This is a genomic window from Bradyrhizobium diazoefficiens USDA 110 (assembly GCF_000011365.1).
GTDB classification, from domain to species: Bacteria; Pseudomonadota; Alphaproteobacteria; order Rhizobiales; family Xanthobacteraceae; genus Bradyrhizobium; species Bradyrhizobium diazoefficiens.
Genome location: NC_004463.1, coordinates 4,255,168 through 4,274,904, shown reverse-complemented (window position 1 = coordinate 4,274,904; position 19,737 = coordinate 4,255,168). Strand labels below are relative to the sequence as shown.

The following is a 19,737-nucleotide window of genomic DNA, read 5'->3' as shown; positions in this document are numbered from 1 at the left end:
GCACGCGATCACGCTGAAGTCCGCGCCGTCCATCGATCAAGGAGACGTAAGATGCTTTACCCGATGTCGCCCAAAGTCGTCGAGCTCAAGCGCAAGCTCGAAAGCTTCATGGACCGGCACATCTATCCCAATGAGGAACGGTTCTACCGCGAGGCCGAGGAGCTCGGGCCCTGGAAGGTCTATCCCGTCGTCGAAGAACTGAAGCCGCTCGCGCGCGCGGAAGGCCTCTGGAACCTGTTCCTGCCGGAATCGAGCCACGGCGCGGGCCTCACCAATCTCGAATATGCCCCGCTCTGCGAAGTGATGGGCCGCTCGCATCTTGCGCCCGAAGTGTTCAACTGCTCGGCGCCCGACACCGGCAACATGGAGGTGCTGGAGCGCTACGGCACGAAAGAGGACAAGGAGCGCTGGCTGAAGCCGCTGCTCGCGGGTGATATCCGCTCCTGCTTCGCCATGACCGAGCCTGCGGTCGCCTCGTCCGACGCGACCAACATCGAGAGCTCGATCGTGCGCGACGGCGACCATTACGTCATCAACGGGCGCAAATGGTACACCACCAACGCGACCGACCCGCGCTGCAAGATCTGCATCTTCATGGGCAAGACCGATCCTGACAATCCGGACCGCCACAAGCAGCAATCCATGATCCTGGTGCCGATGGATACATCAGGCATCGAGGTGAAGCGTCCCCTCCCCGTGTTCGGCTTCTACGGCGTACCCGACCGCGCCTCCGAAGTCGTCTTCACCAATGTGCGCGTCCCGAAGGAGAACATGCTGCTCGGCGAAGGCCGCGGCTTCGAGATCGCGCAGGGGCGCCTCGGCCCCGGCCGCATCCACCACTGCATGCGCCTGATTGGCCTTGCCGAGCGCACGCTGGAAAAGATGTGCCGCCGCGTGCGCAGCCGCGTCGCCTTCGGCAAGCCGGTCTCCGAGCAGACGGTGACGCAGGAGCGCATCGCGGAAGCCCGCATCATGATCGAGCAGGCCCGGCTGCTGACGCTGAACGCCGCCTACGCCATGGACACGGTCGGCAACAAGGTGGCGAAAAGCGAGATCGCGATGATCAAGGTCGCCGTGCCCAACATGGCCTGCCAGGTCATCGACTGGGCGATCCAGGCCCATGGCGGCGGCGGCACCTCGAACGATTTCGGCCTGACTCAGGCCTATGCCACCGCACGTTTGCTGCGCCTTGCTGACGGCCCGGACGAGGTACACCGGAACCAGATCGCACGGTTCGAGCTGAAGAAGTATTCAAATGCCTGAGGAGACGTTGGCCTCAGCAAGCATCGAAGCCAACGCATTGAGATCGGAGTCTAATCGAAGCTTGGCGGCTCATCGATGGATACCGGCACATTCTTCTGCTTCGTAATTGCTTCGAGCATTGCGTTGAAGATTATGATCGGCAGGTAAAACATAAGCATGATCGTATTCCTCCTGCTGTGACAACCTTGGCTCGCGGGGCCAAGTTCCTCAAATTGACACTCGCTGGCCGCGGAACATTCTCTTGGCTTACTTGACTACCGATGAAACCGGGTCTCAAAGAGTATCAGGAACGCATCGCGTCAATCGCATGAGCGATCAACACCATTGCGCTCGCAGCGATGATAAGCACAAGCAACCAACTCACGTCCGCCTCCAACGCTGGAAGTGAACGCGCTCATCCATGCACAGTCAAAAACCATCAGTCTGGAACCGCTATTCAGCGGCTCGCTGATGTTTCGCGGCAACAAGAACATCCGCAGTCGGCCCTATCGGCAGAATGCCAAAAGGAGCAACGCGCCGACGACGCAGGCTGCTAGGACTAAAAACCAAACGCCCATACGCTCCCCCGACTCACACACGCGAATCAGGATTAGCCCTACGATTTGGCATTGAAACGCTTATTGCCGGCTTTTCCCCAAGCCAGGCGCGATCCATCTGCTCGCTGCGCTAGTCCAATACCTCCACCGTCGCGGAGCGACCGGCGACCAGCGACATGTTCTCCGGCACCGGATCGAGCGCGATGCGCACCGGGACACGCTGTGCCAGCCGCACCCAACTGAAGGTCGGGTTGACGTTGGCGAGCATGCTGGCTCCCTCCGCGCGGTCGCGGTCCTCGATGCCGGCGGCGATGCTCTCGACGCGGCCTGACAGCGTGACCTTCTCGCCCATCAGGCGGACCCGGACCTTGTCACCGGTGCGGATGCGCGCGAGCTTTGTCTCCTCGAAGTAGCCTTCCACATGCAGCGTGTCGGTATCGACCAGCGCCATCACGCCCTTCCCGGCCGTGACGTAGGCGCCGGGGCGCAGGTCCATGTTGGTGATCACACCGTTCACGGAGGCATGGACCTCGCTGCGGTCGAGGTTGAGCTGCGCCAACGCGCGATCGGCCACGGCTTGATCGAAGGCCGCCTTGGCCTGGAGCTGGGTGGCGAGAACCTGCTCCTGCTTCTGCTGCGACACCGCGTCGGTCGTCAGCGCGTTGTAACGCTTCAGATCGGCATTGGCCTGATCGAGCGTCGCCTGATGACCCGCAACCGACGCCTCGGCCTGGCGCAGCGCCAGCGCGAAACGTTCGCGGTCGATCCGGAACAGCACGTCGCCGCGGCGGACCTTCTGGTTGTCCTTGACCAGCACCTCGGTCACGAATCCGGACACGTCGGGCGCGACCTGGACCACGTCGGCGCGGACGCGGCCGTCGCGGGTCCAGGGCTGCTCCATGTAGTAGACCCAGAGCTCGCGGCCCACTGCGAGCGCGGCGACGACAACGATGACGGTCAGCGCGAGGCGGCCGAGCCAGGCGAAATTGCCTTTCATGAAAGATACTCCGAGAGGTAGACGACGACGCCGAGAAGGCAGACGAAGATCGAAAAATCGAACAGCGCGCGGTGCCAGACCAGCCGGTAGAGGTCGAAGCGCTGCATGAGCCGGCGCAGAATCGCGCTGAGGACGTAAGCAACAATGATCCACAGCAGCAGCGACGGCACGAGCACGCCGTAGATGTCGATCACATATCTCATGCCGCAACACTCTCTGCGCGCGGCCGATAGGCCGGTGCATCCGGAAACAAGCCACGCCTGATGCCGACGAGGCCGATCAGGGCGTCTTCGCGCGCGCTGTCATTGGGGTCCTTCACCGCCTGGGCCAGCGCCCGGTCGACGCTGGTCAGCAGCTCGGCCGGCATTCCGTCGCCCGCGTAGCCGCGGCAAGCGACGGCGAGCCGATCGAGCATGTCGTCGATGACGGCAATGGTGGATGCCGCAAGCCCGTAACGCGCGCGGCGCAGGTCGATGATGTTGATCCCGATACGAAGCTGGACGAGGCTGTCGGTATCGCGGCGATCGCTCTCCGACAGAAACGCGATACGCTGCACCAGAAGCCCGAGCCGGTGCAGCATGAGACCCGCAAACTCCGCGCGGTCGCGCTTGCCGCGCCGTTCGGCGGCGACCGCGATCGACTTCCAGTTCGACAGCACCAGGCGATTGGCGATCCATTCCGCGCCGACGCCGCGCGCGATCCGCGTCACGATCTCGGCGACGACGATGCCGACGAAGAAGGCAACGGCGGAATTGGCGTAGGACGCAAAGTCCGCGCTGTAGGTCGACTGGATTGCAAGCAGGGTTGCAGTGTTGGCCGCGAGCGCCGTCCCGGTTCCCGCCGTAGCCGGACGGCCGATCAAGAAGCCGTAGAGCAGAAAGGTCGGCGCCAGTGCGACCACCAGGACCTCGATATGGGAGATCGCAGGGACCACCGCGAACAGATAGACCGCAACGACGACGATGGCGACCAGCGACCACCGACCAAAACTGCGAATGAAGCGCGCGGGCTCGTCTTGCGCGGCGAAGAACGAACATGCGACCGCCGCCATCATCGGCGCCGATGCGCCGTCCGGCCAGCCGGTCCCGATCCAGAACGCGCAGCAGATCAGGATGGCCACGACCGCGCCGGCCGCCGACCACAATGCAAGGCCGCGGTCGCGGTGGCGGACGGGCGCGGCACCGGCCTCGGAATGAAAGGCCAGGTCGATCGTTGCAACATTGCGGCTCTCTGCAATCGCCTCGGTCAGCGCACGGCAATCGCGCGAGAGGTCGACCAGCTCGCGCAACCGCAACAACAGGCTGGTGGTGATGATCCGCTCCCAGTCGGCGCCGTCGTCGAGCACCGCCTGCTGCCCCGAGATCGCGGCCCGGATTCGCTCGGCCGGCTGGCGCGCGCCGACATCGCTCGCGATCCATTGCGCGAGATCCTCCAGGAGCCGTTTCAGCCCGGGTTGCCGCCGCAAGGCCTCCTCGCCGAGCGCCGCCAGCCGGTCCTCCAGCGAGGCGATCACCGGCAACAGCGTCAGCATGCGCAGCCGGATTTCACCGAGGCCGGTCACCGCATTGCGATCGGTCAGCCGGTCATAGGCGAGATGGGTGGAGAGCGTGTCGATCTCGACGATGTCGGTCGCCAGCTTGAGGCGCTTGGCGCGATGCGTTTCGCTGGTGCCCTCGCGCAACAGCACGACCTGGCTGAGACGGCGCGCGTCCGCCAGCCAGGCGTCGACCCGGTGAGCGACAGCAGGCGCGACGCTGCGGGGAAATACGATGGTCGAGACCAGGCTGGCGCAGATGATACCCAGCGAGATCTCCTCAAGCCTTGCCACCGCAGTGTCAAAGATCGCGCCGGGCTCCGACACCGAGGGAAAGCCGATCAGCGCGACCGTGTATCCGGCCAGCATGAAGACGTAGCTGCGCGGCGTGCCGTCGAGCAGCGAGAGATAAAGACAGAGCCCGACCCAGAGCGCGATGGCGAGGCAGAGGAGTTCCGGCGCATCGATCAGGTTCGGCACCAGCGCGACCGTCATGGCCGCGCCAGCCAGCGTGCCCATCACCCGGAAGAACGCCTTCGAGCTGGTCGCGCCCGCCAGCGGCTGCGAGGTGATGTAGACTGTCGCCATCGCCCAATAGGGCCGCGGCAGGTCCATGGCGAGCGCGATGACGAGCGCCAGCATCGACGCGGCGAACGTCTTCAAAGCGAAAACGAGGTCCGCGTGGCGGACCAGGAACGGCTCGTCTGCGCGCATGACTATTTCGACTCTGCAAACGTCCTGGCAAACATCTTGGCTTCATGCAGGCGACCGGCCCGCTGCTCGATGCGCTGGAGCGTCTCGAAGGTTATCGCAAGTTCATCCGCGCCGATATCCTTGAGCAGGCTTGCCCGCACCCTACGCAGCACGCGATTGGTCTCCTCGACCTTCGCCTCGCCCGCCTTCGTCAGATGTAGCGTTTTGGCACGCCGGTCGGTCGGGTCCTCGCGGCGCTCCACCAGGCCTTCGGCCTGGAGCAGGTCGATCAGACGCACCAGCGATGGCCCCTCGATGCCGAGCTCGTCGGCAAGCACGCCCTGACGCACGTTCTCACCCTGGTGCGACAGCAGCAGCAGCGGAATCGCGGTCGCATAGGACAGGCCGTGATCGGACAAGGCCTGATCGGACTCGCGCCGCCACATCCTGCCGAGGCGCGTGATGAGCCGGCCGATTTCGGCATGGATAAAGCCTTGCGAGGGAGCCATGCAAATTAGATAGGACACGAACTATTAGCCTGCAACTATATAACCCGACGTAGCGCGATCGATCACGCAAATGCGAACGGGAACAACGCAGGATGGGACCGGGTTCCGCGACTGAGATGCGAGAGGAGATAGCGGGCGAGAGCGCGCTGGCGCTCGTCCCGACCTTCGTCGTCGTAGCCGTGGATGCCACGGGAATGGGAATCATCCTGCCGCTGTTGCCATTCTATTCGCAGCGACTTGGCGCCACGCCCTTCCAGCTCGGCGCGCTGATCTCGGTCTATGCCGTTTGCCAGCTCGTTGCCGGCCCCGTGGTCGGCATGCTCTCGGACCGCTACGGTCGCAGAAAGGTCCTGCTGGTCAGCCAAATCGGGACGTTCATTGGATTTGTGCTGCTGGCAGTGGCGGGCAACCTGACAATGGTGTTCCTGGCGCGCATCATCGACGGCCTGACATCAGGCAACATCTCGGTCGCTCACGCCTACGCCGCCGAGCACAGCGCGCCGGCAACGCGCAAGCAGGCGCTCGGCATGACCAGCGGCGCGATCGGAACCGGGCTGCTGCTCGGCCCCGCGCTGTCGAGCTTCCTCGTGCACTATGGCCAGACCGCGCCAGTCTGGGCTGCGGCGGCGCTCTCGCTGATCAGCATTTTCGCGACCATCGCCCTGCTCCCGCCCGATCATCCGGCCTCCGAGCCACTCTACCAGCATCGCGTGCCTGAGCCGACGCTGACGCGCAGCCTGCTCGGCATGCGCTACGCCTGGCGACTGCTCGGCCTGCTCATCGTCTTCTTCTTCGTCAATTCGATGTTCCTGTCGCAGATCGGCCTGTTCCTCTCGGCGCGGTTCTCCTGGGACGGGCATCCCTTCGGGGCACGCGAGCTCGGCTGGATGTTCGCCTATGCGGGCTTCATCAACATGATGGTCCAGGGACTGTTGATCGCGCGCGCGAACCTGATCGCTTCCGACCGCGCCATCGTGATGGCAGCGTTCGCCTGCATGGGCCTTGGATTCGCGGGGTTGGCGGCCGGCAACAATGTCAGCCTGCTCGCGATCTATCTGACGCTGATCATCGTGGGCACCATGTTCGCCCGCAGCACGCTGACCGCGGAATTGTCGCGCTCGACCGCGGTCAACCGCCAGGGCATGATCATGGGCCTCAATCAGTCCCTGATGTCGGGCGCAAACATCAGCGCCCCGCTCTTGAGCGGCGCGCTGATCGGTCATCGGCTGTTCGCGACCTGGGCGCTGGCGATGGCTGCGATTGCAGCAATCGGCGCGGCGCTGGCCGGCCAGTTACTGGATACGCCGCGGACGCGCTAACTTAGATCAAGCTGAGCTCGCAGTGCCCACCTCTCCCCAGCGGGGAGAGGTGAAAACCACCCTCGCCTCAGTTCACCACATAGACATCCGGATCGGCGCTCGAGCTCGGCTTCTTGTAGGCATTGCGCAGGGCCGGCGACATCGGGACGTTGTAGTTGAGGCCGTTCGGCGGCGTCGGCGATTCCAGCCACTTCCTGTAAAGCACCTCGATCTCCGGGCTTGCGTAGAGCTCTGCCGTGGCGCGATCGGCGAGTGCCTTGAACGGCGCGTCCTCCCGCCGCAGCATGATCCCATAGGGCTCGGGCTTCGAGAACGTTTCTTCGCTGATCATGAACAGCGCCGGCTCCTTCGAGCGCGCGATCGCGACCGCGAGCTGGACGTCATCGAGCGCGTAGGCCTGGGCGCGATCGGTTTCAAGCAGCAGGAAGGCCTCGGCCTGGTCCTTGGCCGGCATGATGTTGATGCCGAGAGTGCGCTCGGTGTTGACCTTGGCGAGCTGGGTCAGGTTGACCGACCCGGCCACTGCCGTGACCGCCTTGCCCTTGAGATCGTCGATGGTGTTGATCTTGGCGGCCTTCTTCGCAGCAAACCGCGTCGCGCTGAGGAAGTGCGTGTTGGTGAAGGCGACCTGCTTCTGGCGGTCGGCGTTGTTGGTGGTCGCCGAGCAATGCAGGTCGAGCGTGCCGTTGACCATCAGCGGGATGCGGTTCGACGACGTCACCGCGAGAGTCTCGACGACGATGTCGGGCATGCCAAGCTGCTTCTTCACGGCGTCGACGATCTTCAGGCAGATGTCCATGGCAAAGCCGACCGGCTTCTGGTTTCCGTCCAGATAGCTGAAGGGAACGGACGCCTCCTGATAGCCGAGCGTGATCTTCTTCGTCTCCTTGACCTTCTGGAGCGTGCCCGACAGGTCTTCGGCTGAAGCTGCGCCCGCAAGACATGTCAGGGCCAGGATAACGGTGGGTAAGCGCATCGGCTGCTCCTCAAGGGGGTCGTCGACTCGTGTCGAGACGCGATCGCGGCGGTGATAGCCCAGACATGCGCCAGCCGCCAGACGAGGCCGCGTCTACCAGCTATCGCGACTTTCGATATGACGCGCGGCAGTTGTCTCCGGCGGAGCGGCTCGGCCCGGGCACCGAGATAGCCCTTACGCGTCGATGCTCCGTTGGACCAGGATGCGCTCCGCGCTGTCGTTCCAGACGTCCATTTTGGTGATCTTGCCGTTCCGCACCACGAAGCGATCGATGTAACGGTTGCCCTCGAACGGTGTACCGTCCTTCCACTCGCCGTAAAGCGTGCCGACGCTATAAACGATGGTTTCGCCATCGCCGGGGCAGACGTCGAATCGGTCCATCTTCTTCTTGACCCAGCGGTAGCGCTTGGCGTTGAAGCCTGTCGGGCCGCGCGGATGATCGAACTCGCGTCCGCCGGTGAAGGTAATCACCGTACCCGGCGCCATATAGGCTGCCGCAGCATCGGGATCAGGGATCATCGATGCCGTAAGATAGGCTTCCACAATCGCGGCATCGGACAACGGAGCGGTTTCGGCTCGTGCGGCAACGGACATGCTAATTCTCCCGGGTTTGCGGAATACTAACGCCACTCCCGCGAACTCCGTGCATATATTTTGAACATTTCCTTCGCTAGACTGCCGACAATCTGGAGCCGCCAATCTCGGCTGATTGCTCTAAATTCCGCCCGCAAGTGCCATGACCAGTCAGACCGCCTTCGACCTGATCTTCCGGAACACGCTGTTGCGATCATCCGCCGCACCCGTCGATATCGGCGTGAAGGGCGGCCGCATCGCCGCGATCGAGCCAGGGCTGACCTGCGAGGCCGTCGAGGTCGATGTCGGCGGACACCTCGCCCTGCCCGGCTTCGTCGACACCCACATCCACCTCGACAAGGCCTGCCTGCTCGGCCGCTGCGGGCACAATCACGGCAGCGTCTCGGAGGCGATCCGTGCCGTTGCCGGGATGAAAAAGGACTTTACGGTCGAGGACGTCTATGCGCGCGGCGCCCGCGTGCTCGAGCGCGCGATCGTGCACGGCACGACGCGCATGCGCACGCATGTCGAGATCGACCCGCGTATCGGCTTGCGTGGCTTCGAAGCTGTCAAGGCGCTCAAGCGCGACTATGCCTGGGCGATCGACCTGTCGCTCTGCGTCTTTCCGCAGGAGGGCCTGACCAACGACCCCGGAGCTGAGGACCTGCTGATCCAGGCGCTGCGCGACGGCGGCGAGACCATCGGCGGCTGTCCCTATATGGACACCGACCCGAATACTCACCTCGAGCGCATCTTCAATCTCGCGCAGGAATTCGACGTCGACGTCGATCTCCATCTCGATTTCGACCTCGACCCGTCCTGGTGGCACCTCGACGAGGTGTGCCGGCAAACCGAGCGGCGCAACTACGGGGGACGCGTGGCGGTTGGTCATGCCACGAAACTCTCCGCGTTGCCGCCGGAGCCGCTGAAAGCTGCCACCGCGCAACTGGCGAAAGCCGGCGTTGCCGTCACCGTGCTGCCCGCGACCGATCTCTATTTGATGGGGCGCGAGGCCACCCACAACGCGCCGCGCGGACTGACGCTCGCCCACAAGCTCGCCGGAGACGGGGTGTTGTGCTCGGTCGCGACCAACAACGTGCTCAATCCGTTCACGCCGTTCGGCGACGCCTCGCTGCTGCGGATGGCGAATTTCTACGCCAACGTCGCCCACGCCTCGGTCAGCGACTTCGACATCTGCCTCGATCTCGTGACCGAACTGCCGGCACGGCTGATGAACCTCGGCGATTACGGCATCAAGGTCGGCAATCCCGCCGATCTCATCGTGCTCGACACGCAAGACAGCCGCTTCGCCATCGCCGAGCTTCCTGATGTCATGATGGGCTTCAAGGCTGGCCGGCAGACTTTTGCGCGGCAGCGGCCCACTCTGTTCAGCCCCGGACGCTGAGCAGCCCTCGCCTTGCCGTGCCTTGCGCCCGCCCCGCGGCCCGCGCAACACTCCGCAGATCATCCAACGGAGGAACCGGATGGCCTTCGACACACTCTTCCTCAACGCACGCTTCGACGGCGGCACCCGCCATCACATCGCGGTCAAGGACGGACGCATCGCCGCAATCACGTCCGTTGACCAGCCACCCGCCGGTGCCGAGACGATCGACCTCAAAGATGCCCTCGTCGTTCCCGGCTTCGTCGAAGGCCACATTCATCTCGACACCAGTTTCTATGGCGACGCCTGGCGGCCGCACAAGCCGTGCGCCGACGGATTCAACGTGCACGAACGCGTCGCCTTCCAGGCGCAGAACATGGCCGAGGCCGCGCCGATGGACGTGCGGGCGCGCAACCAGCTCGATCTCTGCATCGGACACGGCACTACGCAGATGCGCAGCCACGTCATAGTCGACGGCTCGGTCGGCTTGAAATCGCTCGAGACGATCCTGCGCGTGCGCGAGGAATACAACGGCCTGATCGACATCCAGCTCGTCGCCTTTCCCCAGAGCGGCATCCTGTCGAGCCCGGGCACGGCGCAACTGCTCGACGAGGCCATCGGGCTTGGCGCCAACCTCGTCGGCGGGCTCGATCCCGCGAGCTTCGATCGCGACGTTGAAAAGCATCTCGACGTCGTGTTCGGCGTCGCCAATAAGCACGGCGTCGACATTGACATCCATCTGCACGACATGGGCACATTGGGCGCCTTCGAGATCGAGCAGATTGCGGCACGCACGCGCGCGCTCGGCATGGAGGGGCGCGTTGCAGTCAGCCACGCCTACGGGCTCGGCGACATCCCCGCGGATTACCTCAAGAAGGTCGCCGAGATCCTCGCCCGCTCCGGCGTCGCGATCATGACCAACGCGCCGGGCGCGCGGCCGTTTCCGCCGATCCTCGCCCTGCGCAATGCCGGCGTGACCGTCTTCAGCGGCAACGACAACATCCGCGATTCCTGGTGGCCTTATGGCGACGGCGACATGCTGCGCCGGGCCACGACGCTCGGCTACCGTTCCGGCTTCAACATCGATGAGGAACTGCGCGCCGCATTCGACGTCGTCACCGCATCAGGCGCAAAGGCGCTCCGGCTCGAAGGCTATGGCCTGCGAATCGGCGCGAAGGCCGATTTCGTGGCGCTGAATGCGGAACACGTTCCCGAGGCCGTCGTCGCGGTGCCGCAAGGGCGCTCCGTCTACAAGGACGGCAGGCTCGTCGCCGCGAACGGCAGGATTGTAGGGAAATCCGGCTGACGACCGGCCGCTTTCCGTTCGATGTTACCGCCAAGCTTTCCAGAATTCCGAATACGGTAGAATCCCGGATAGTAGATTCTCTCTGATTCCCGATAGGTGCGCGCATTGCAAGTCCCGCGGTGCCGGTCATAGTAGGGCCTGCACTGAAGTCTGCATTCAACGGGGAAGCATGGACATGTTCAGCGCATTCAGCAGCATCGACATTCATTCCGTTCGAGCAAGAACACCGAGCGAGGTCGCCGTGAAGCGGCTCGACGGCATCGGGCACGTCCTGTCGGACCTAGATCTCGCTGATGTCCAGACTCAGGATGACCTGACACGTGCGCTTATGGCGCTCGACACGGCTGACAAGTGCATTCGGGCGATCCGCGCGGAATTCCGGACCGAAGCCGCGAGCGATCGGCTGGTCCGCAAGGCCGAAAGCCTGATGGCATTGATCGAACGCACCCGCGACGAGCTCATGGGCGTTCGCGCGGCATAGTCCTGAGCCGGCGTCGCCCTACTTCGCGCGATTGATCTTCGCGAGGATCCGGTCGGCCTCGATGCGCCAATCGGCGCTGCGGGCAAACTCCCCGGTGCCCCTGGTGCCGAACAGCCCTTCATCGGCGAGATCGGCGACCCAGGCCTGCCGCTCGGCCGTGCCCTGCGCCGACCACGGCGTCAGTCCCGCTTCGCGCACCGTCTCGGCAACTTCGCGCACCTCCTCGGCACGCCGGCGGCCATGCTCGATCACGCGCTGGAAGAAATAGGCGCCCTGCGTCTCCCAATTGATGGCGGGAAACGTTTCTGCGAGCGAGGCAAGCACGGCATCCTCCACGCCATAGGCGCGCGCGGTGGTGAAGCTTTCGATGACCATGGCCTCGAGGCCCTTGATCATGATGCTGCGGCACATCTTCACCGCGGAGGACACGCCGAGCTTGTCGCTCGCGACCTTCGCCGCAAAGCCGATCGCGTTCAGCAGCGGCTCCAGCTCCCTGGCACCGGGGCCGCCGAGCAGCAGCGGCACCTTGATGCGATACGGCGGCACCGAAGTCATCACCGCACCCTCGACATAGCGCCCGGCAGCACCGTCGATCAGCGCGGCGGCGCGCTGCTTGGCGCCGGGCGAGGCCGAGTTGAAATCGAGGAACCAGGTGCCCTGATTGATCGCGGCGGCGCAGGCCTTTGCGACCGGAACGGCCTGGCTTGCTGTGACCGCAGAGATGATGAAATCGGATTTCGCGGTCAACTCGGCGTGAGAGGAGGCAAGGCCAACGCCGAATTTCGCTGCATGCTGTTTCAGCGCAGTATCCTGCTCGCCCCCGAGCTTGATGTCATAGGCGGCAACCTTGATGTCCTGCTGGCGCAAATCCTCGGCCAATATCCGGCCGACCTCGCCATAGCCGACCAGCCCGATCTGCCATCGTCTCGGATCCGACATCAGTTCAATCCTCGTGCCGTCTCGTCGAACAGCTCCTCGACCGCATAGCGGCGCGGGATCAACGCCTGCTGGAATGCATAGTCGACGATCAATTCGAGCGGCTTCCTGTTGGCTTCGATCCCGAACGGGGCGAGGTCCGGCGTTGCGGCGGGTCCCACCTGCGCCTTGTTCCGCTTGAGCAGATCATAGACGCCCGCGACCACGTCGGGCCGCGATGTCGCAAGCCGCTCGGTCACGACCACGAGATGATTGATCGGCACGACGCCGCGCCGGGCATACCATTTCGCGGCCTCCGTCGCCGGATCCGGGAACAGCGGCTTCAGCCTGGGATCGTTGGAGGTCTCGCCGAGGACGGCATCCAGTTCGCCGTCGATCAGCATCTGCAGGGGCTTCTTGTCCTTCGGCGCGCGCTCGGTGGTGTCGACATATTCGGCGACATGCGGATCCTCGAACGTCACCCAGCGAATGTTGTCGAGATCGACGCCGTAATCGTTGGCGAGGATGCCCCTGATCCAGGCGCCCGTCGTCGTCGTGAAGGAGCGGATGCCGACGCGCTTGCCTTCGAGATCGGAGGGCCCAAGCGTCCCATGCGAGGGGTTATACAGCGCATAGGAATGCTGGAAACGCCCGAGCATGGTCGCCGGCAGCAGCACCAGCGGCTTGCCGTGGGCCTTCGCCATCAGATAGGTGACGATCGCCATCTCGCAGACATCGAACGCCTGCTCGCGCACCATCGGCTTGAACGCGGTGTTGGTCGGCGTGTACTCGATGAAGTCGAGGTCGAACAGGTCGGAGCGCAGCTCGCCGCCCTTCACCGCCTGCACATGGGGGTGACTGCCGAGCACGGCCTTCAGCTTGAGACGATCCATCCGCCCGCTCCGCTTCCCTTATTTCGCTCAGACGTCCTCGGGATTGTCGACATAGACAAGACCGGCCTTCGCCAGCGCCTCGCGCATGCTGTACATGTCGAGACCGAGTTCGCCCGAGGCCAGCCGCTTGCGCTTGCCGCCTTCGTCCGCGTTGCGCTTGTTCGCCTTTTCGGCGACCTCGGCCGCATAGCGCTTCGGCACCACCACCACGCCGTCGTCATCGGCGACGATGATGTCGCCGGGATCGACGTTGACGCCGGCGCAGACCACGGGGACGTTGACCGAGCCGAGCGTAGCCTTGACCGTGCCCTTGGCCGAGACCGCGCGCGACCACACCGGAAACTTCATCTCGTGCAGCGCTTTGACGTCGCGGCAGCCGGCATCGATGATCAGCCCCTGCACGCCACGCGCCTGGAGCGAGGTCGCGAGCAGCTCGCCGAACATGCCATCGGTGTTGTCGGTGGTGCAGCCGACGACGAGGATGTCGCCTTTCCTGCACTGCTCGACCGCGACATGGATCATCCAGTTGTCGCCGGGCTGCGCTAGCACGGTGACGGCCGGGCCGGCAATCGACGCACCTGCCCAGACCGGCCGCAGATACGGCTTCATCAGGCCGATGCGGCCATAGGCCTCGTGCACGGTCGAGACGCCGTACTCTGCCATTCCGGCGGGATCGGCACGCTTGATGCTGCGAACGACGACGGACTTCATGCGAGCTCCTCCGCAACCGTCGGGAACAGACGCTGATAGGCCTCGCCATAGGTCATCGGCACGCCGGTGTTGCGGCTGCCCTGGATGCCGCGGTTGAGCGCAACGCGCTCGTAATAGCCCCAGAGATGCTTCTGTGCGGCCAGGATCTGGAACGCCTCGTACTTCTCCTTCCAGACCTCATCGATCTTGAGGAGCAGGTCCGGCTTGTAGTTGCACTGCTCCGGCTGGTGCGGCTCGAACAGGAACACCGGCGGAGCCGAATATTTGTACTGCGCGCCGGGCTTGTGGCCCATGGCCTGCGCGACCACGCGGGTCTCCTGCGCGAAATGCGCGGCGTTCGGATGGTCAAAATTATAGGGGTCTTCCAGCGCATGCGTCAGCACGAAGCTCGGATTGAGTTCGCGGTAGATGTCGACCATGCGGTCGAAATGCGCTTCCGTCAGCTTCAGCGGATAGTCGCCGCAGTCGAAGAACTCGATCTCGGCACCGAGCAGCTTGGCCGCCCGCTCCGCCTCGTCCTTGCGGCCGGCCTTGACCGATTCCAGCGTCGCGCCCTTTTCTTTCCACGCGAACTGGCTTTCGCCGCGCTCGCCGAAGGACATGCAGACGATCTTCATGCGATAGCCCTTTTTCGCATGCAGCGCGATGGCGCCGCCGGCGCGCCAGACGAAATCGCCCGGATGGGCGGTGACGACGAGACCTGTTTTCATGGGACAAACTCCCCTCTTTCGTTCGTAGGCATCATAGGCCGCCCGCCTCGTGCAGGCAGCCAATTCATCAGGCCGTGATGGCCGCTTGTTCCTCGCCGTCGAGCACGCGCCGCAGGCGCTCGCCGTCGAGCGCGCCTTCCCATTTGGCAATCGCGATGGTCGCAACCGCGTTCCCGATCAAATTGGTCGGCGTCAGCCCCTGCGACATCAGGCGGTGGATGCCGAGCACCAGCGCGACGCTCGTCACCGGAATGGTGCCGGTCGCCGACAGCGTCGCCGCCAGCACGACGAAGGCCGCGCCTGCAATGCCCGCCGCGCCCTTGGAGGTCACGAGCAGGATCAGCAGCAGCTCGACCTGCTCGGCGAGCCCGAACGGCGTGTTGGTCGCCTGCGCCAGGAACACCGAGGCCGCGGCGAGGTAAAGACAAGTGCCGTCGAGATTGAAGGAATAGCCGGTCGGGATGACGAGGCCAACCACGCTCTTCTCGCAGCCCGCCTTCTCCAGCTTGGTCAGCATCCGCGGCAGCACGGTCTCGGACGAGGTCGTGGCGATGCAGATCAGCAGCTCTTCCCAGATGTAACGGATCAGCTTGAGCAGCGAGAAGCCGCACAGCCGCGCCACGGGACCGAGCGCCACGATGATGAAGATGACGCAAGTGAGATAGAAGCCGCCCAGCAGCTTACCGAGCGAGGCCAGCGAGCCGACGCCGAACTTGCCGACCGTGAAGGCAATGGCGCCGAATGCCCCGATCGGCGCCGCCCACATCACGAAGCCGACGACGGCGAACACCATCTTGGCGGCGAGGTCGATCAGATGCACCAGCGGCGCGGCGCGCTCGCCGAGCTGCACCAATGCAAAGCCGCACAGAACGGAGATGAACAGCACCTGGAGGATGTTGCCCTCGGCAAACGCGCCAATGAACGTGGCGGGAACGATGTTCATCAGGAACGGCACGAAGCCGATGACGCTCGTCTGCTTGACATAAGGCTCGATCGCGCTGGCATTGATGCTGGCGGGATCGATGTTCATGCCGACGCCAGGCCTGAGCAGGTTCACCGCAACAAGACCGATGATCAGCGCGATCGTGGTCATGATCTCGAAATAGACGATCGCCTTCACCGCGACGCGCCCGACGCGCGCCATGTCGGCCATATGGGCGATGCCGTGCACGACGGTGCAGAAGATGATCGGCGCGATCAGCATCCGGATCGCCTTGATGAAGGCATCCCCAAGCGGCTGCATCTTGGCACCCGCCTCGGGGCTTACGATCCCAAGCGCGATGCCGGCCGCCATGGCGATGAGCACCTGGATCCAGAGCTCCTTCCACCAGGCGCGGCCGCGCGGCTTGTCGATCGCGAATGACGTCATTGGTCGAACTCGAACAGGCGCGCGGGGTTGTCGACGAGGATCTTCTGCTGGACCTCCGGCTCCGGCGCGAACAGCGGGATCAAATCGACGAGGTCGCCGTCATTCGGCATCACCTTGACGTTGGGATGCGGCCAGTCCGTGCCCCAGATGACACGGTCAACCGCAGTCTCGACGATCTTGCGCGCAAACGGCACGGCGTCAGTGAAGGGCGGGCCGGCCGAGGACACACGCTCGGAGCCGCAGATCTTGACCCAGCATTTCTCGTCGCGCTGCATCAGCTCGATCAAAATCCTGAACGGAAGCTGGTCGAGCCCGTCCGACGCCTTCACCCGCCCCATGTGGTCGATGGTGTAGCTCAGCGGCAGCTTGGTCAGCATGTCGGCATATTCAGGCAGGTCGATCGCGTCGAAATGCAGGTCGATGTGCCAGCCGAGCGGCGCGACCATCGCAACGATGCGGTCGAACACGCGCTTGTCGGGAACGCCGCCGAGATGGCGGACGAAATTGAAGCGGCAGCCGCGGAAGCCGCCGTCGTGCAGCACGCGAAGTCCGCGTTCGGTGATGGTGTCGTCGATATTGGCAACCGCACGGTAGGCGCCATTGCCCTCTGCGATCGCATCGAGCGCGACCGTGTTGTCGGTCCCGTGCACGCTCGCATTGACGATGACCGCCCGCTCCACCCCGAGCTTGGCGTGCAGCGCACGGAAATCCTCCAGCGGTGCGTCCGGCGGCGTGTAGGAACGATCGCGCGCATAGGGATATTTCGCGCCGGGCCCGAAGATGTGGCAATGCGCGTCGCACGACAGTTTCGGCAGCTTGAACTTTGGCGTGCGCGTGTTCGGATCGGGCGGCGGAATGGTCGGCGTGTACATCATCGTCATCAGTCGAACCGCCGAGCGTGACCGCTTCTTCAAGTCTTGCTGCTGGCCACAGCCCGCCGGCGCGCCGGCTGGTCGAGCGGCGGTGCCTGGAACGCGGCGACGGTGGCTTGCACCAATTGCTCGATGGCGCTGGCCGCGTCGCTGCCGTCGGCCTCGCCACGCGACAGGCGTGAGACGCGGTCCGGCGTCACCAGCGAATAATAGAGTGCACCGAGCAGGAAATGGCTGCGCCATACGATGTCGGTGCGCGGAATGTGCGGCAGGCTCTCGTGGACCGCGTCGATGAAGGCGTGGCTGGTGTCGTCGAAGGTCTGCGCGATGATTTTTCGCGCAACCTCGTTGCCTTCCGCCGACATCACGGCACGCAGCCGCGTAAAGCGCGCCCCGCCACCGGCAAGATCACTGCCCGAGGTGAAGGCCGGCACCACATAGGCCCGCACGATCGCCTCCAGCCGGTCCTGGAGATCGCGCACGCGCCTGGCGGCGGCGAGCAGCTCGGAGCGGCGGAGATTCATCGGCCCGCAATGGCGCCGGTAGATCTCCAGCAGCAGGCCGTCCTTGGTCTTGAAATGATAGGTCACGCTGCCGGGATTGGCGCCGGCGGCCTGTGCGATGTCGCGCACGGACACAGCATTGAAGCCGTTGGTGGCGAACAGCTCCTCGGCCGCGGCGAGGATCGCCTCGCGCATGTTCGGCTTGCGGGCCGTTTCCTTGCTGGTGGGCTTGCGTACCATGTTATTTGTACTATCGTACAAAAGATCAGGTCTCGTCAACAACAACGATGCGAGACGTCCCCGGGCGGTTCGGAAGACCGCAGCAGGGGCGAATGGAGTGCTGGGAAAATGCTGGGTTTGAACACAACAATTGGTCGGCTCGTGGTCGGTGCGGGCTTGCTGCTGGCGGCGAACGCCGCGCAGGCTGAGAATTATCCGAGCAAGCCGGTCCACATCCTGGTGCCCTACGCGGCCGGGGGCGCGGTCGATGTGCTCGCGCGCACGCTCGGCCAGGCGCTGGCCAAGACCTGGGGCCAGCAGCCGGTGATCGACAACCGTCCCGGCGCCGGCGGCATCGTCGCCTCGCAGGCGCTGACGCAGGCCGCGCCGGACGGCTACACGCTGATCCTGGTCGCGAGCGGCCATCCGCTCAACCAGTTCATCTACCCGAGCGTGCCCTATGACACGTTCAAGGATTTCACTGCGATCGCCGAAGTGGCCTCTTCTCCACTCGCAATCGTGGTGGCGAAGGACAGCCCCTACAAGACGCTCGGCGATCTCCTGGCCGCTGCCAAGAAGGAGCCGGACAAGCTCTCCTACGGCATGTCCGGCAACGGCACGTCCGCGCATCTTGCCGGCGAGCTGCTCAAATACATGTCCGGCACCAAGATCGTCGCGATCCCCTACAAGGGCGGCGCGCCGGCACTGACCGCCGTCATCGCCGGCGAGATCCCGCTCAGCATCAATCCGCTTGCAGAGGCGATCGGCCAGCTCGAAGGCGGCCCGGTGCGCGCTCTCGCGGTGACATCAGCCGAACGCTCCAAGGCGCTGCCGGATGTTCCGACCATCGCCGAGGCTGGCGTGCCAGGCTACGACGTCTCGGTCTGGTGGGGCGTGCTGGGCCCGGCAAAAATGCCGCCGGAGATCGTGTCCAAGCTCGAGACCGACCTCAAGGCCGCGCTGCAAGACCCCAGCGTGCTGTCGACGCTCGGCAAGATCGGCGCAGCTCCGGTCGGCTCCTCCGCCAAGGACTTTGATGCCTACATGCACGCCGAGGCGACCAAATGGGAGCCGGTGCTGAAGGCCGCCAACATCCGCGCGCAGTAAGGCGGGATCGTCTGATGAGGATATCTTCCTGGAGGCACGGTGCGCTCGCCGCCCTGCTCGCGTTTGCAACCGTCGGCCTCTCCGGCTCGTTCGCGAAGGCCGACGGCGAAGCAAAGCTCCTGGCGCCGAGCGGCACCTTGCGGGTCGGCATCTATCCGGGCAGCCCGACCTCGATGGTAACAGATGCGGCCGGCAAGCCGCACGGCCTCGCCTACGATCTCGGCGGCGAGCTTGCAAAACGGCTCGGCGTCGGCGTCGACTATGTCAGGTTCGAGCGCGTCGCCGACATCGTCACCGCGATTCACGACGGCCGGGTCGATTTCACCGTGACCAATGCCACGCCGGCCCGTGCCAGCGAGGTCAGCTTCAGCCAGCCCGTGCTGGCGATCGAGCTCGGCTATCTCGTTCCGGCGAACTCGCCGGTCGGCAAGGTCGAGGATATCGACAAGCCCGGCGTGAAGATCGGCGTCACCAAAGGCTCGACCTCCGAGCGAACGCTGCCGGCGAAGTTCAAGAACGCGACCATCGTTCCCGCCGAAAGCGTCAAGGCCGCCATCGGCATGTTCGGGCGCGGCGAGATCGACCTTTACGCCACCAACAAGCCGACGCTGTTCGAGATGTCCGACCAGATGCCGGGCGCGAAAATCCTCGACGGCAATTGGGGGCTGGAGCACATGGCCATCGCGATCCCCCGGGGACGCGAGGACGCGCTTCCCATGCTCAATCGCTTCGTGACGGAAGAGCAGTCCTCCGGCGCGCTGGACACGATCCAGCAGCAGGCCGGCCTGCGCGGCGCGACCAAGGCGACGCGCAAGTAGACTCAATTCTCCGCCCGCTCCGCGGACCGCCAGACTCTCTCCGCCCAGG

The 19,737-nt window shown here is 64.5% G+C and carries 19 protein-coding genes and 1 pseudogene; 7 read left to right on the top strand and 13 right to left on the bottom strand.

Annotated elements, in window-relative coordinates; genetic code table 11:
* Positions 1-51: 51 nt before the first annotated feature.
* On the top strand, positions 52-1,263 hold the full coding sequence (locus BJA_RS19100; protein ID WP_011086636.1) for an acyl-CoA dehydrogenase family protein: 1,212 nt from the start codon (positions 52-54) through the stop codon (positions 1,261-1,263).
* A 666-nt stretch (positions 1,264-1,929) separates the two neighbouring features.
* On the opposite strand, the gene BJA_RS19095 is transcribed toward BJA_RS19100, so the two are convergent.
* Genes BJA_RS19095 through BJA_RS19080 form a run of 4 tightly spaced genes read right to left on the bottom strand, consistent with a single transcriptional unit; the run spans position 1,930 to position 5,532 of the window.
* Complete coding sequence (locus BJA_RS19095; protein ID WP_011086635.1) at positions 1,930-2,796, bottom strand: efflux RND transporter periplasmic adaptor subunit; 867 nt, start codon at positions 2,794-2,796, stop codon at positions 1,930-1,932.
* A complete protein-coding gene (locus tag BJA_RS19090; protein ID WP_011086634.1) occupies positions 2,793-2,999 on the bottom strand; it encodes a DUF1656 domain-containing protein in 207 nt (68 codons plus the stop codon). The genes BJA_RS19095 and BJA_RS19090 overlap by 4 nt, the downstream gene beginning before the upstream one ends.
* Positions 2,996-5,044: an FUSC family protein gene (locus BJA_RS19085; protein WP_011086633.1), complete on the bottom strand. Its 2,049-nt coding sequence runs from the start codon at positions 5,042-5,044 to the stop codon at positions 2,996-2,998. The genes BJA_RS19090 and BJA_RS19085 overlap by 4 nt, the downstream gene beginning before the upstream one ends.
* Before the next feature lie 2 nt (positions 5,045-5,046).
* Complete coding sequence (locus tag BJA_RS19080) at positions 5,047-5,532, bottom strand: MarR family winged helix-turn-helix transcriptional regulator (protein ID WP_038966268.1); 486 nt, start codon at positions 5,530-5,532, stop codon at positions 5,047-5,049.
* A gap of 83 nt (positions 5,533-5,615) precedes the next feature.
* Between BJA_RS19080 and BJA_RS19075 the strand changes: the two are divergent.
* Positions 5,616-6,851, top strand: a pseudogene (locus BJA_RS19075) (MFS transporter); the annotation flags it as partial.
* A 67-nt stretch (positions 6,852-6,918) separates the two neighbouring features.
* Here the strand turns inward: BJA_RS19075 and BJA_RS19070 are convergent.
* Positions 6,919-7,827, bottom strand: a complete 909-nt coding sequence (locus BJA_RS19070; protein WP_011086630.1) for an amino acid ABC transporter substrate-binding protein — start codon at positions 7,825-7,827, stop codon at positions 6,919-6,921.
* A 174-nt stretch (positions 7,828-8,001) separates the two neighbouring features.
* Positions 8,002-8,421 carry a nuclear transport factor 2 family protein gene (locus tag BJA_RS19065; RefSeq protein WP_028170906.1) on the bottom strand — a complete coding sequence of 140 codons (420 nt, stop codon included), beginning with the start codon at positions 8,419-8,421 and terminating at the stop codon, positions 8,002-8,004.
* 142 nt (positions 8,422-8,563) lie between these two features.
* Here BJA_RS19065 and BJA_RS19060 point away from each other — a divergent pair, with 142 nt between their 5' ends.
* The 3 genes from BJA_RS19060 (at position 8,564) to BJA_RS19050 (ending at position 11,571) form a co-directional block, all read left to right on the top strand.
* Complete coding sequence (locus BJA_RS19060; RefSeq protein ID WP_011086628.1) at positions 8,564-9,805, top strand: amidohydrolase family protein; 1,242 nt, start codon at positions 8,564-8,566, stop codon at positions 9,803-9,805.
* Between the two features lie 79 nt (positions 9,806-9,884).
* Entirely contained in the window at positions 9,885-11,090 is a 1,206-nt protein-coding gene (locus tag BJA_RS19055) for an amidohydrolase family protein (RefSeq protein ID WP_011086627.1), read from the top strand.
* Between the two features lie 175 nt (positions 11,091-11,265).
* Positions 11,266-11,571: a hypothetical protein gene (locus BJA_RS19050; RefSeq protein ID WP_038966273.1), complete on the top strand. Its 306-nt coding sequence runs from the start codon at positions 11,266-11,268 to the stop codon at positions 11,569-11,571.
* An 18-nt stretch (positions 11,572-11,589) separates the two neighbouring features.
* Here the strand turns inward: BJA_RS19050 and BJA_RS19045 are convergent, their stop codons facing one another.
* The 7 genes from BJA_RS19045 to BJA_RS19015 all read right to left on the bottom strand — a co-directional run bounded on the left by BJA_RS19045 (position 11,590) and on the right by BJA_RS19015 (position 17,784).
* Complete coding sequence (locus BJA_RS19045) at positions 11,590-12,513, bottom strand: DUF1932 domain-containing protein (protein WP_162494215.1); 924 nt, start codon at positions 12,511-12,513, stop codon at positions 11,590-11,592.
* On the bottom strand, positions 12,510-13,379 hold the full coding sequence (locus BJA_RS19040; protein WP_011086624.1) for an ABC transporter substrate-binding protein: 870 nt from the start codon (positions 13,377-13,379) through the stop codon (positions 12,510-12,512). The genes BJA_RS19045 and BJA_RS19040 overlap by 4 nt, the downstream gene beginning before the upstream one ends.
* A gap of 27 nt (positions 13,380-13,406) precedes the next feature.
* Entirely contained in the window at positions 13,407-14,090 is a 684-nt protein-coding gene (locus tag BJA_RS19035; RefSeq protein ID WP_011086623.1) for a 4-carboxy-4-hydroxy-2-oxoadipate aldolase/oxaloacetate decarboxylase, read from the bottom strand.
* A complete protein-coding gene (locus BJA_RS19030; protein WP_011086622.1) occupies positions 14,087-14,800 on the bottom strand; it encodes a PIG-L deacetylase family protein in 714 nt (237 codons plus the stop codon). The genes BJA_RS19035 and BJA_RS19030 overlap by 4 nt, the downstream gene beginning before the upstream one ends.
* A gap of 67 nt (positions 14,801-14,867) precedes the next feature.
* Positions 14,868-16,169 carry a C4-dicarboxylate transporter DctA gene (dctA, locus tag BJA_RS19025; protein WP_011086621.1) on the bottom strand — a complete coding sequence of 434 codons (1,302 nt, stop codon included), beginning with the start codon at positions 16,167-16,169 and terminating at the stop codon, positions 14,868-14,870.
* Complete coding sequence (locus BJA_RS19020; RefSeq protein WP_011086620.1) at positions 16,166-17,050, bottom strand: amidohydrolase family protein; 885 nt, start codon at positions 17,048-17,050, stop codon at positions 16,166-16,168. Before BJA_RS19020 ends, dctA begins: the two co-directional genes overlap by 4 nt.
* Positions 17,051-17,079: 29 nt before the next feature.
* The gene (locus BJA_RS19015; RefSeq protein WP_028170897.1) at positions 17,080-17,784 is read right to left on the bottom strand and encodes a TetR/AcrR family transcriptional regulator; all 705 of its coding nucleotides are present in this window, start codon (positions 17,782-17,784) and stop codon (positions 17,080-17,082) included.
* Positions 17,785-17,892: 108 nt separating this feature from the next.
* Between BJA_RS19015 and BJA_RS19010 the strand changes: the two genes are divergently transcribed.
* The gene (locus BJA_RS19010) at positions 17,893-18,870 is read left to right on the top strand and encodes a tripartite tricarboxylate transporter substrate binding protein (RefSeq protein WP_011086618.1); all 978 of its coding nucleotides are present in this window, start codon (positions 17,893-17,895) and stop codon (positions 18,868-18,870) included.
* 14 nt (positions 18,871-18,884) lie between these two features.
* Positions 18,885-19,688 (top strand): ABC transporter substrate-binding protein, encoded by an 804-nt coding sequence (locus BJA_RS19005; RefSeq protein WP_038966265.1) that lies wholly within the window; start codon positions 18,885-18,887, stop codon positions 19,686-19,688.
* Positions 19,689-19,737: the final 49 nt, after the last annotated feature.